Genomic DNA, 12464 nt, shown 5'->3' with positions numbered 1-12464 from the left:
TTTATGCTCAGCTTTTTTTGCTAACTCGCAGCATCTTATTCCCGCCTTTTTGAAACTCATAAGGAGCCTCTTGAATTTCTACACTAAAATTTCTCTTTTTCAATTCGGCGACGATCGGGTTTAAGTGATCGGATTCCTCCCCGCTAAAACTCTGCAATAGAGGGAATACCCGGACTTCCTTTGCAACCCGACACATTTCTGTAATTGCTTCTAGATGAAATTCTTCGGAAAGCAGGTGAGAATAAGCAAATAAGAAATGGCTGCACAAAGCTAAATCGAATTGACCGTTCTCGAAAGGCAAAACTGGCAGCTCAGCATTCAGGTAGCGACCTTGCTGCAAGCCTGATGGAAAATCTTCTAAAAATTCCTGCATCGCCTTCATTCGCACTTCGCCTAGCTGGTACGGCGATTCAAAATTATTCCACAGGTAGCCGTCTAAATTGGCCTTAACACCGTCAATTACAGTTTGATATGTTTCTTGGATGCGATCGCCAATTTCTACCGCAGTAAACTGATAAACTGGATCGCAAGAAATTACTTTTTTACCTTGGCGAGTCATTTCGGCATTGAAACTCGCCGGGCCGCCCGCACAATCAAGAATTGCTAGTTTGAGGTCACTTGAGGTCAAGCTAAACATTCCTATGTATTCATCCAAGCAGCGTCCCCAGGGAACTACTTTATCCAATTTTAGTGACACTTGTCTTTGTCCTGCAGAGAGAATTATTTAATATTTTACCTCAAATCAGGGTGGTTTTTTCCTATCCCCTTTCTGTGGCGGGTTGATTTGTATCGCGAGTTATGTATGAAAAATTTTGCTCAAACGAGATCCTAATCCTGAGAACAGTGGGCGGGCTTTACACTTTCTTTACAAAAAAGGGGCAAAATAGTTAAGTGCGATCGTACAATTTTTATGCTTGCACTTGTGGATTTTGCAGCGAAGCGAGGCTACACTGGACAGCAGGGAAAATAAACTAAAATCCACTAGCTAAATTGCTCTTGTTCAATGGCAGGCTGCAACCAGGAAAGAAAGATGAAACATACCATTCAAACCGCTACAAGTCTGAGTTTGTCAGCACTCCTGGTGCTATTGAGTTCGCTGCCCAGTATAGCTCAGTTGCCTGCCGTCAGAAATCCTGCGCCCGCTAGGAACCCAAACCAACCGAGAGTACCGCCTCCACCACCTCCGGGATCGAGTTTGCCGGCGAGCGGCACTTCTGGTTCGCTGACACAAGAAGCAGCTTATACTTTAGGGTCGGGCGATCGCATTGCTTTAGAGATCTTCGGCGTCCCTGAATTCAGCAAAGAATATCAAGTGTTAGTTGACGGGACGCTCAATTTGCCAATCATTGGTAGCGTCTCAATTCAAGGGTTGACGCTGGAACAAGCCGCTAACGTAATTACCAGGCGATACGAACCCTTCATCAATGTTCCCGTGGTTACCGTGACTCTGGTCGTCGCTCGCCCCCTAAATATAGGTCTTGCCGGTGAAGTTACTCGCCCGGGTTCCTACAAGATTAATCCCACTAGAGAAGGAGGAGGAGTAAAATTCCCGACTTTGATGGAAATGCTGCAACTTGCACAAGGGGTGACATCAGCAGGAGATATGCGAAATGTTCAAATTCGTCGTTCCCGCAGAGGCGGGCCGGAGCAGGTTACTACTGTTGATTTGCAGAATTTTTTAGACACGGGAAATTTGCGTCAAGATGTCACGATCCGAGATGGAGATACAATTTTTGTACCGACAGCAAGGGCCCTTAATACTCAAGAAGTTCGTCAAAGAGCCAGTGCTAATTTTTCCGCTGATATTACTAAACCGATTGGCGTGGTAATTGTCGGGGAAGTAAACCGGCCGGGGCCTTATACTGTATTTGCTTCGGATGTACGATCGAGCAACCAACAAACAGAGTTGAGTTTTGTATCAATCGACCAACAGCAAGGAGCAGTTGTGGGCTTACCAACAATAACTAGAGCACTGAAAATTGCTGGTGGTATCACGACAGAAGCTGACATTCGCCGCGTGCAAATCCGTCGCCGAGTCAGAGGTGGCAACGAACAAACTATCATGGTAAATCTGTGGGATTTGCTGCAAAAAGGCGACGCAACTCAAGATATTTTGCTGCAAGAAGGAGATAGCGTAATTATCCCGACAGCAGCTACTGTAGACTTAGCGGAAGTTTCTCAAGTCGCAAATAGTAGTTTTTCTCCGAACGCGATTAGCATCAATATTGTAGGAGAAGTAATTAGGCCTGGAGCTTTGCAGGTGCGGCCTAGTACATCCCTACACCAAGCTTTACTGACTGCAGGCAGTTTTAATCAACTGCGGGCAAAAAAAGACAAGGTAGAACTATTGCGATTGAACCCCAACGGTACTGTTTCTCGGCGCACGATAGAGGTGGATTTTGCTCAAGCGTTGAATCCTGACAATAACCCCACTCTCCGCAACGACGATGTGATTCTGGTAGCGCGATCGGGCTATGCTAGGGTAGCAGACAATATCAACAGATTCGTGCAGCCGATCGCAGGAGCTGCAACGGGTATCAGCGCTGTTAGCGGCGTTTTTACTGGGTTTCAAGCAACTATCAACGCTTTTCAAAACTTATTTTTGGGAGGCGATTTCGAGCGGCGAAATCAGCTCAGACAGATTCGCGAACAACGTCAAGACAGACAAGAGCAACGTGAAGACCGGTTGCTAGAAAGAGAGCAACAACGTCAAGATAGATTGGAACAAGCAGAAGACAGAAGACTGCAACTTGAAGACAGAAGACTGCAGCTTGAAGACCGACAGCGGCAAATAGATCTTGAGAATCGGCAAATTCAAATCCAGGAGCAGCAACTTCTGCTCGATAATCAGCAGCAGCCAATGCAGCCACAGCAAATTCAGCCAACTACTCCTTGATCAGACTCGGGCTTTGAAAGTTAGCCACCCTCTTTATGAATCGGCGGTTGAAACCGCTGCATAGAGTCAAACGAAGTCAGAGCAAAGGGAGACTAAGAAATAAAGGGGGTATTAAAACCGGATTTGCTATTACATGGCACATCCCAAATCTACGGTAAGCATCTTAGGCGTTGTTGATTTACGGTATGAAACGCTAAATATGACTGTCATAGAAACCAGTGTCCACAAAGCTTTGGGATTTTAAAGTTATTTTTTTCATACCCTGATTCAGCAACGCCACTATAAAGTTTCGATTGCCATGGTTCCCCTTTGCCCATGTCCCAAACTACATCAATCATGAGATTTTGTTTTTGGAAAATTAATCAACCTTTTGCCTGCAACAACTGCGGCTGCAAAACCTGATTTAATTTGCCGCTGCGAAACCCCTCCAAATCCAAAGTCGCGTACACAAAGCCAAACTCCTGAAACACCGCGACTAATGCAGGCAAATCCGTATTTACCACAAACTCCTGAATCTCCTCCGCTGGTAACTCAATGCGCGCTGTATCTCCGTCCGATCGCACTCGCAAATTTTTCAGTCCCAACTGTCGCAAATACCGTTCGGCGCGCCCCACTCTTTGCAACTTTCCAACGGTGATTTCTTCGCCGTAAGGAAAGCGCGAACTCAAACAAGGTTGAGCCGGTTTGTCCCACCAAGGCAAACCCAATTCTTTTGCCAATTGCCGCACTTCAAATTTAGTCATGCCTACTTCTGCTAAAGGCGATCGCGCGCCGCGTTCCTTCGCAGCCTGAATTCCGGGACGATAATCCTTTAAATCGTCAGCATTCACCCCATCCACCACATAAGGATAACCCTTTGCTAGTGCTAGCGGTTTCAGAGTATCGTGCAGTTCGCTTTTGCAGAAATAGCAGCGGTTAACCGGGTTAGAAGTGTAATTTGGATTTGCCATTTCCTGAGTTTGTACTTCCTGGTGGGCAATCCCAATTTCTGCTGCTTGAATGCGCGCATCTTCTAAATCTTCGGGAAGTAGAGAGGGGGAAACTGCCGTCACTGCCAAAGCGCGATCGCCCAATACATCAAAAGCGATTTTGGCTACCAAAGTGCTGTCAATTCCGCCGGAGTAGGCAATCAAAGCCCGTTCCATTTGTGCGAAAATATTTTTTAATTGAGCGAGTTTTTCTACTAACATAATTTTAACTTTTTGTGACAATCAGAGAAGTAAGAAAGCAAACTAAAGTAAGAAGGATGAAGAAAGCATATCTCGATCGGGTTCCCTTTTTCCCTCGAACCTGTTCCTTTTTCCGACGGACATCGGATTTCTAATGCTATTCTGGATCGATACCGAGGGCTGCCAATCGAGCCAAAATTTCTTGATTTCGCTGTCTTTCCTGTTCCAGCAGCGTCTCGGCTAACTCTTTGTCTTGCTGTTGGCGATCGGCTCGCTGACGTTCATTTTCTGCCCGCTGGCGTTCATTTTCTGTCCTTTCTTCCGGCCACAAAAGCATTTCTCCGCCCGCAGTCCGCCAGCGCAGCCAATATCCTGTTCTACCTTCGCGAGTTTCCTGCCACACTCCCAAAAATAGATTTAATCCAGGTATTAAATAACAGCCGTTTTTATCAGAATTTTGATGATCGTAACGGTCTGATTCTAGCGCAGAAACTTCTATTTTGCCTGTATACGACCGAAAAATAACATACCGAGGAACTTTGATTACTTGTTTGTAAAAAAACCACTTGCCGATTTCTTCTGTGTATTTGACAGAGTATTCATCGCCGTAAGTAGCTGATAGAAATTCCCTCTCTACAACAGGGACTGTTCCTTCGGTATGAGGCGTGTAACTGCGGCGGGGATAGTTGTGAGGCGAAGGTTGAACTGGCTGCACGTACATCCAGTCTGGGGCTTTGCAAATAGTGCGATCGTCCACAGCAGCACACAAAGCAAAATTAGAAACTATTAGTGCGTCTTGCATTAGTTCCGGGGAATCCACTACAGACTGGCGTACACCGTTAGCTAGCAAGGGATGGTCTATATCGTCTACAGGGTCGTCTGGTAGGATAAATTCATTGGGAAGCAGGCGCCAGGTAATTTTTAGCTGTGATATTGGTTTGTGAATTATAGCAGTCATAAGTCACCTCCTTTTACCAATAAAAATTTTAGTTTTAGTCGAGATTTCTGAGTGATCGCCTCCTTTATATTTTAGCTTAATAATTTGATATACTCACACTTTTGAAAGTAGCGAAGGCGCGTTTTAAAATTCCCTACGGGAAAATATGGCGATCGCAATTGACAACAGCAGCACCGCATACAGCAAACCGTAGCCAGCATCTGTAATCAAACCTGCCAAGTAAGGAACTTGTCCGTAAACAGCATCATTTCTCAAATTGAATCTGGCTAAATCAGGCAAAACCAGATAAAGTCCCATCATCAATTGTTCAAGGCCAGGATTTTTAGTTAACTTGCCCAAAGCCACTAAATCCCGCGTCGAATGTCCCATCAAATAAACGCCAAATGTCAGTAAAGTTGCCAACAGCGAACTGCTGAACACCCCACATAAAATCCCGACACCAGCCATGAGACACAGCTCAAACCAGATAAACAGCGAAGCGATTAAAATGCTTCCCAAAGGGAAAGGAATGCGGCTCAAACTCAGAATAGCCAGATAGATAACAGTCATTGCTGCTACAAGCACGGCCAGCACCGCCGACAGCCCTAAGTGCTTGCCCACAATTAACTCAGCCCGACTTATCGGCTTGGCAACTAACAGATAAACAGTCCGCTTTTCAATTTCTTTGTTGACCAGTCCGGTAGCCACAAAGACTGTGGCAATTAGACCGAGGATGCTTATAGCAGCCAAACCGATATCTAAGATAATTTTCTTTTCGGTTGTCGCCGCCAATTCCGGTATCAACCGTACCGAGGCGCCCATCAACAGAGCAAAAATAATAATTAAGTAAAGGATGCGATCGCGAATTACTTCCCAAAATACATTGGTCGCGACTGTCAAGATTCTTCTCAAATTCATCTAGTTATTAACCCGTTAGAAACTTTCACCATACTTTAGTGTAAGGAAGAAGGAAGAAGGAACAGAGAAGAAGGAAGAAAGAGGGAAGAAGGAAGAAAGAGGATTTTTTTCATCTCAAACTCTCAGACTCTCCCACTCTCAGACTCTTTCACTCTCCCGCTATACCGATCGCAATTAGTTAACACAGACAGAATCAAACTTGAGTGTCCCCCGCCGTTCCATCTTTTTTCTGTCCGGGTTGAGAGCGTTTGATGGCATCGCAGGTTACAGTCGCCCTATTGCCTATATTGAACACCTCGCAAGATTTGGTAAACGAATATATTTCCGGTCTAAAAACCAGCCCCAGCCAAGTTGCCTGCATCTCTAACTGATAGCGGGAATCTCCTTGGACGATCGAAGTTTTGACATCCCAGCTCGCATCTTCTGCGACGACCCCAGTTGTTTTTAAGGCTTGATTCCGCAGAAAAAATCGCTCGTTGTCAATATCTATTAACATTTGCTCTACCTGCGCCCACGGTTTTGTGCGGGCTTCATTTCGCAGGTATCGCTCCATTTCATTGAGGATGACAACTCCTCGGGAGCGATTAATAGTTGGCTGTTGAAATGTCACCACATAATCGCTTTGCCTTAAATCCTGAGATAAAACGCTCGGATACTGTTGTATCCAACCTTGAATTAAAAAGTGAAAAGCAAACCAACAGGAAAACAGGATGTGAACTAGAGTAATCATCAAAAACTGAGGGCGCACCAACGACCTGATACCTTCCCGTTTTGACTCGCTATTCCAAATCTCTATTGTAGCAAGAACCACTACTGCTATAAGTGGGCCGGATATCCATGCTATTTCCTTCCTCTCCGACGGTAATCTTATCAGTAACCACAAGCCAATTAAGATGCTTGTCACCCACGGACTCAGACTTACTCCTTTAATCACAAAAGGTTGCTGGCTGGTCAGCAAACCCATTGAAAGTGTAAAAAATAACCAGCTCATATCAAAAAGCAGAGTTCTCGTCCGCCAGTCAGTGACTGCCGCCACTGTCAGCAAAGCTAAAAAGATGCTGAGCAGTAAAGGAGTCTTCCAGTGGACAACTTTAGGCGGAATCATCGCCTTTTGGATTTTTTTATTGGTTTCCCAAAGGTTGTTCGTCAGCTTAGTGAGTTGCTGAGTGGCATCAAAAAATTGCTTCATCATAAATTTCAATAGACGCTTTGCAAAAACAACACGGTTAAAATAACGAGATTGCTAACAGTGTGGGCGATTAAAATTCCCCCAAACTGTGTAGTTACTTGAAAAGTTTTTTTGGGAGGACGACGCGTGAGGGTTGGTGGTCCTAAAAACTGAGGCTTGGAAGCTTTTTTATTCCCGGAAACCATGTTTTCTATGAATTCTAATCCCTGCCATTTAGCTAGAAAAGTTACTGCTAATACTGAGAGTGCTATCATAGTTATTGGGGCGTAAACATTATCCCCACGTCCTAATAAAATATAACCGATAAGCTGTTCCCGCAATTCTTTGCTCAGAACGCTTTCAATGCCGAAGAAAACTAACCAGCCTACGCAAGTACAAGAGAGATTGAGGATGGCTGTATATTCAATGCTGGTTTTGGGGCCGAGTTTAAGTAGTTTTTGCAAAAACCACGATTCGATCGCGATCGCCAAAAACATAATTAAAATTTGCACCAAAATAGTCCGAAATGGGAAAACACTCGCAATCATAAGCCTTTAGGTATATCAGTCCGTGTTAAATTTTAATTGTACAGCACAAACGGAATAATCTTAACCGGAGGTTTGAGCACCTGATTCCGTTAAATCGCTGCTTAAAAGATTGGGGGTTAGAAGTTATCGTATAATCTGTTGAGATCCGCCAACAGAATGGAAAAATTAAACATTCAAGGCGCGCGATCGAATACCCACCCCGATACAGACTCAAACAACTGCTGATTATGGTAAGGAATGGCATTGGTATTCGGACAGCCTCATCCCGGTCGGAACGCGCTGCAGGTCAGATTCACGTCTACGACGGCGCTGGTAAAGGCAAGTCTCAGGCAGCTTTGGGAGTAGTGTTGCGGTCGATCGGGCTGGGTATCAATTCTGACTCGCCCACGCGAGTCTTGTTGCTGCGCTTTCTCAAAGGCCCCGGCCGCTCCTACGACGAAGACGGGGCAATAGAAGCCTTGCAACGGGCATTTCCCCACTTGATCGACCAAGTGCGTACCGGCAGAGCCGAATATTTTGGGGCCGAAGCAATCACCCGCTTCGATCGCGCCGAAGCTCAGCGAGGGTGGGATATCGCCAAAGGAGCGATCGCCAGCGAGCTCTATTCCGTCGTGGTACTAGACGAACTAAACCCCGTATTGGACTTGGGTTTGCTGCCAGTTGACGAAGTAGTCCAAACCCTCAAAAACAAACCAGAATATTTAGAAGTCATCGCCACAGGCCGAGCGGCCCCGGAAGCTTTGCTGGAGATTGCCGACTTACACTCAGAAATGAAGCCCCACTATCACCCCGCAGCGGCAGACCATCATATTTCTGGTATCGAAATATACACTGGAGCGGGCAAAGGCAAGTCTACGAGCGCTTTGGGCAAAGCTTTGCAGGCAATAGGTAGGGGTATCAGTCAAGACCAATCTCACCGGGTGTTAATCGTGCAATGGCTCAAAGGTGGCAGCGGTTATACAGAAGATGCGGCGATCGCAGCTTTGCGGCAAAGCTACCCGCAGCTAGTAGATCACCAGCGGTGCGGCCGAGATGCTATAGTTTGGCGGGGGCAACAGCAAGAGCTAGACTGCATAGAAGCAGAACGCGGCTGGGAAATCGCCAAATGTGCGATAGCCAGCGGCTGGTACAAAACGATTATTCTCGACGAACTCAATCCCACAGTAGACTTAGAACTGCTGCCGGTAGAGCCGATCGTAGAAGCCCTGCTACGCAAGCCGCGGGATACAGAAATTATTATCACCGGGCGCTGCCACAAACCCCACGCTTACTTTGACTTGGCAAGCGTACACTCCGAGGTATACTGTCACAAACACTACGGCGATCGGGGCGTAGAACTAAAGCGGGGCGTAGACTTTTAAAGCCCGGAGCGGTACGGAGTTCAATCCGGGCCAGAATTATTAAATGACGGCCCTGCCTGGAAAACCGGAAATTGCCACAAAGCCTTGTTACCAAGTAACAAATCTCCCAATTTCCCTTGTCTTCCCGATCACCCAGATCTGCCTTTTTTAATCTTTAATTTCCTCCCCCGGACGCGATCCCCGACCGCCAATCCAGAATGGAACATTAAGAATATGAGCCGCGTCTTATGGAGCGTGAGCACCTGAGACAGTGCACCAGGATTATTAAAGGGTGAAGACTTTGAAAATAAAAGCTTACAAGCAAAAAATCCGCGAGGGAGAAAGTCTAGACAGGGTTAACGCCAGTAGGCTAGACTTGCGGCTGGCAAACAGGTTAAACTACAGCGGAATCCAAACATTCGGTGTTCTAGGCAGTGTCTGTAGTCGCACCAGCGATGACCAACAAGTAGAGGAGTGAAGCTTTATGACAACGTTAACTGACAATTCCGATCAAACTAATTTAAACACTCCGGGACTGGGCCCGGATACAATCTTCGCTGGAGCTGGGGCGGATTTAATTACAACTTCTACCCTCGGCGGCAGTTTAATATTTGGCCAAGGCGATAACGATACTCTGACTTCCGTCGGCCCCAACGATACTCTGTACGGCGGCGAGGACGAAGATTCCTTAGTAGCCCAGCGCGAGCTGGCTTTGATGTTTGGCGATGCAGGCAGTGACACCGTAATCGCTCAAAGCCGGAATACGACCCTGTACGGCGGTGCGGGAGAAGACTTGCTCCAAGGTACAGTAGATGGCAACCTCATGTTTGGTAATGAGGGCACCGATACGATGCTCGGAGGCGGCCTCGGAAGAGACTCGCTCTACGGCGGCAAGGACAATGACTCCCTCGGCTTCTTCATCGCCGGCGGCGGCAACAACCTCGGTCTTCCCGTCGGCGCAAGCGCCGGTGGCAATGCAGGTAGCAACTTCTTGCGGGGCGACTTGGGCGACGACTACGTTGTAGGTATCAATCAAAAAGATACTCTGTTCGGCGGTAAAGAAAAGGACACCCTAATAGGTGTGGCCAGCAGCAGCTACCTGTCCGGCGATCTAGACGACGACATCTTATTCATTACCAACAGTACCCAAACCGTCTCATTTTTTGGCTCCTCGGTCAACATCGCTGTCGGCGTTGAGAGAACCACCTTGCTTGGCGGTGCGGGGAACGATATTCTATCTGGGGGTTACGGCGGCGATGCTAACAGCGGCAAAAACTTCTTAGACGGCGGTGACGACAACGACACCATAACTGTTTATGCCTCTCAGGATACCGCTCTTGGAGGTGCCGGCAATGACTTCATTACATCGTCTACGGCTACGATACCCGGAGTGTTGAGTTCAGGCGGTAAGAGCTTACTCGACGGCGGCACTGGCAATGACACGATCGTTGCAGCTTTTGTGACCGATACAATGATCGGCGGCGAAGGCAACGACAGCCTGAGCGGTACCTTTACTAATGGAGCCGGTGGAGATGGCAACGATACTATCGATGCTACCAAGGCCATTTTTGCTGGTACTGGTACTGCTTTGATTACTCTCGAAGGCGCGCTGGGCAACGATTCGTTAATTGGCTACACCAATCCTACTACTGGCAGCAGCTTCACCGTCACCAACCTCTTTAACGGTGGCGAGGGAAGTGACACCATCATCTTTGGCAGCAATCGCGATCGCGTGATTGGCAACGTTGCGGGTAACGACTTCATCTCCTACGCTAGTGGCGTCAGCTTTACCGGTCTTACAGCGCCAAACTTGATTAGCGATACCTTAGGCAGCAACTTCATTATTGGTGGCAACGGCACTGATGTGGTCACTACTGGTAACGGGGATGACATCCTGTTCGGCGACTCATTCGATGCTACCGACACCGACGGAGGAGCCGGGGACGATACCTTAAATTCCGGCGCTGGGAACGACACCATGCTGGGCGGCTTTGGTAGCGACTATTTGATCGGTGGCGACGGTAACGACTCTCTCGGCGGCGGGCCTAGTGCTGACACCCTGATTGGCGGATCGGGTAATGACAGCTTCTACTACAACAACTTCGGCGAGGGCGCCGATGGTACTAACGTAGACCAAATCGGCGATTTTACGATCGGCCAAGACAAGTTTATCTTCCAAATCAATGGCTCCAACGGCTTCCCCAACTTGAGGGTAGTGCCAAATACCAATCGACTTTCTTCGCAGGCGTTCTTGGCGCTTGAGAGTGGGACTTACACTAGCAGTTTTGGTCCAGCCGGGGCGGGCGCGACAGAGCCGTTCGTCTTTTATCAAAATGCAGACGGACGACTAGGATATGACCCTGACGGTATTGCTGGTTCTGACCCAGGCGTTACGCTGGCAATTCTGAATGGCAGACCGGGCATTACGGCTGCTGACATTACCCTGATTTAATTTGGGTAAAAGTGGGTGGGGTCGATTCTGAAACATCGCCCTACCAACTCTCAAAACTAATTGTGCTTTGTTTCGAGCTGGGGATATCCATCCCTGGCTTTTTTGTGGGCATTGGGAATTGGGGGCCAAACAGGGAATCGGCCAAAAAGCATCTTCGCCAAACAGCATCTTCGCCCTGGGTAGCGGAGGGATTTGGTCAAAAAGTAGAATATGTAGGTGCGGGTTCACCCATGAATTTTGCCACCCCTCAATAATTTTGATAAACCTGCCCCCCAACTCAAAGACGATATAATTGACATATGAGTAAAAGTCGATTATTGTAGGCGACTAATATTCTCTTTTGTCCTTCAAAAACAGTTATTAATAGTGAAACTGCCCAATGATCATCTAGCAGATTTAGGCAATAAAATAGAAGAATATTCTCTAAATCCGAATCATCAAGAAGGAAAAAATAAAGCTGTTTTGTTTGCCAGTAAGTTAGGCATTACCCTAAAAAATGCTGAAATGCTCAAACAGGCTTTAAAAGAAGCTGCTATCAACGAAGATGTTGTTATTTAAAAAAACAATGAATACGGAACACATTACAACATGAAATTCTTGCTGAAAACCGAAGTAGGTGAATCTCTGATTCTAGCAGCTTGGATCGTCCGCTCAGGTGAAAGTTTCCCCAGATTAACAAGTTGTTATCCCGTCAAAAAGTGAGGTAAAAACAATGAAAACAATTAAAGACCTAGATATTGTTGCTTTAACTGAAGATTTAGAAGCCACCCATTTTGAAACAAAACAAATCATTAAATTATATAAAGGACAAGTATGAACAGTCGTGATGGAATTTGATGGCAGTGCTTTTGAGGTAGAATTTTCTCATCAAGATTGCACAACTTATGCAATGGAAACAATTCCAGCCACAAAATTAATGCTTTTACACTATGAGTTAGTAGAATCTGTAGGGGCAGTTCCTCGATGAATTTTGCCACGAATAATCTTTATAAACTCGCCCCTAGATATTGATACAAATAATTTAGGCTCATTATAA

12 protein-coding genes are annotated in these 12464 nt (G+C 46.6%); 6 read left to right on the top strand and 6 right to left on the bottom strand.

The annotated features are described in order from the left end of the window. Positions 1-7: 7 nt before the first annotated feature. Complete coding sequence (locus QUA36_RS16425) at positions 8-697, bottom strand: class I SAM-dependent methyltransferase (protein ID WP_333458410.1); 690 nt, start codon at positions 695-697, stop codon at positions 8-10. 333 nt (positions 698-1030) lie between these two features. Between QUA36_RS16425 and QUA36_RS16420 the strand changes: the two genes are divergently transcribed. Beyond that, positions 1031-2896, top strand: coding sequence for a polysaccharide biosynthesis/export family protein (locus tag QUA36_RS16420; protein ID WP_333458409.1), 1866 nt, complete (start codon positions 1031-1033; stop codon positions 2894-2896). Between the two features lie 362 nt (positions 2897-3258). On the opposite strand, the gene larE is transcribed toward QUA36_RS16420, so the two are convergent. The 5 genes from larE to fraC form a co-directional block, all read right to left on the bottom strand. Further along, complete coding sequence (gene larE / locus QUA36_RS16415) at positions 3259-4086, bottom strand: ATP-dependent sacrificial sulfur transferase LarE (protein WP_333162754.1); 828 nt, start codon at positions 4084-4086, stop codon at positions 3259-3261. Between the two features lie 136 nt (positions 4087-4222). Further along, on the bottom strand, positions 4223-5023 hold the full coding sequence (locus QUA36_RS16410; protein WP_333458408.1) for a Uma2 family endonuclease: 801 nt from the start codon (positions 5021-5023) through the stop codon (positions 4223-4225). A gap of 123 nt (positions 5024-5146) precedes the next feature. Beyond that, positions 5147-5920 (bottom strand): ABC transporter permease, encoded by a 774-nt coding sequence (locus tag QUA36_RS16405; protein ID WP_333458407.1) that lies wholly within the window; start codon positions 5918-5920, stop codon positions 5147-5149. Between the two features lie 193 nt (positions 5921-6113). Beyond that, the gene (locus tag QUA36_RS16400; RefSeq protein WP_333458406.1) at positions 6114-7112 is read right to left on the bottom strand and encodes a DUF5357 family protein; all 999 of its coding nucleotides are present in this window, start codon (positions 7110-7112) and stop codon (positions 6114-6116) included. 5 nt (positions 7113-7117) lie between these two features. After that, a complete protein-coding gene (gene fraC / locus QUA36_RS16395; protein WP_333455177.1) occupies positions 7118-7636 on the bottom strand; it encodes a filament integrity protein FraC in 519 nt (172 codons plus the stop codon). 227 nt (positions 7637-7863) lie between these two features. Here fraC and QUA36_RS16390 point away from each other — a divergent pair, with 227 nt between their 5' ends. The 5 genes from QUA36_RS16390 to QUA36_RS31375 all read left to right on the top strand — a co-directional run bounded on the left by QUA36_RS16390 (position 7864) and on the right by QUA36_RS31375 (position 12395). Next, on the top strand, positions 7864-8997 hold the full coding sequence (locus tag QUA36_RS16390) for a cob(I)yrinic acid a,c-diamide adenosyltransferase (protein ID WP_333162744.1): 1134 nt from the start codon (positions 7864-7866) through the stop codon (positions 8995-8997). A gap of 280 nt (positions 8998-9277) precedes the next feature. Then, on the top strand, positions 9278-9454 hold the full coding sequence (locus QUA36_RS16385; protein WP_333060313.1) for a hypothetical protein: 177 nt from the start codon (positions 9278-9280) through the stop codon (positions 9452-9454). A 6-nt stretch (positions 9455-9460) separates the two neighbouring features. Further along, positions 9461-11428 (top strand): calcium-binding protein, encoded by a 1968-nt coding sequence (locus QUA36_RS16380; RefSeq protein WP_333458405.1) that lies wholly within the window; start codon positions 9461-9463, stop codon positions 11426-11428. A gap of 366 nt (positions 11429-11794) precedes the next feature. After that, a complete protein-coding gene (locus QUA36_RS16375) occupies positions 11795-11986 on the top strand; it encodes a DUF6883 domain-containing protein (protein WP_333458404.1) in 192 nt (63 codons plus the stop codon). Between the two features lie 268 nt (positions 11987-12254). Next, positions 12255-12395, top strand: a complete 141-nt coding sequence (locus tag QUA36_RS31375; protein WP_445301439.1) for a hypothetical protein — start codon at positions 12255-12257, stop codon at positions 12393-12395. Positions 12396-12464: the final 69 nt, after the last annotated feature.

Source organism: Microcoleus sp. Pol10D4 (assembly GCF_036701555.1).
Lineage (GTDB): Bacteria > Cyanobacteriota > Cyanobacteriia > Cyanobacteriales > Microcoleaceae > Microcoleus.
The sequence above is the reverse complement of the archived record's forward strand: the minus strand, read 5'-3'. Positions and strand labels throughout refer to the sequence as shown.

Excerpts from the sequence above, each read along its gene's own strand:
- QUA36_RS16405 (WP_333458407.1), bottom strand. The coding sequence starts at position 5,920 with ATGAATTTGAGAAGAATCTTGACAGTCGCGACCAATGTATTTTGGGAA.
- larE (WP_333162754.1), bottom strand. The coding sequence starts at position 4,086 with ATGTTAGTAGAAAAACTCGCTCAATTAAAAAATATTTTCGCACAAATG.
- QUA36_RS16400 (WP_333458406.1), bottom strand. The coding sequence starts at position 7,112 with ATGATGAAGCAATTTTTTGATGCCACTCAGCAACTCACTAAGCTGACG.
- QUA36_RS16420 (WP_333458409.1), top strand. The coding sequence starts at position 1,031 with ATGAAACATACCATTCAAACCGCTACAAGTCTGAGTTTGTCAGCACTC.
- QUA36_RS16380 (WP_333458405.1), top strand. The coding sequence starts at position 9,461 with ATGACAACGTTAACTGACAATTCCGATCAAACTAATTTAAACACTCCG.
- QUA36_RS16390 (WP_333162744.1), top strand. The coding sequence starts at position 7,864 with ATGGTAAGGAATGGCATTGGTATTCGGACAGCCTCATCCCGGTCGGAA.
- QUA36_RS31375 (WP_445301439.1), top strand. The coding sequence starts at position 12,255 with ATGGAATTTGATGGCAGTGCTTTTGAGGTAGAATTTTCTCATCAAGAT.
- fraC (WP_333455177.1), bottom strand. The coding sequence starts at position 7,636 with ATGATTGCGAGTGTTTTCCCATTTCGGACTATTTTGGTGCAAATTTTA.
- QUA36_RS16410 (WP_333458408.1), bottom strand. The coding sequence starts at position 5,023 with ATGACTGCTATAATTCACAAACCAATATCACAGCTAAAAATTACCTGG.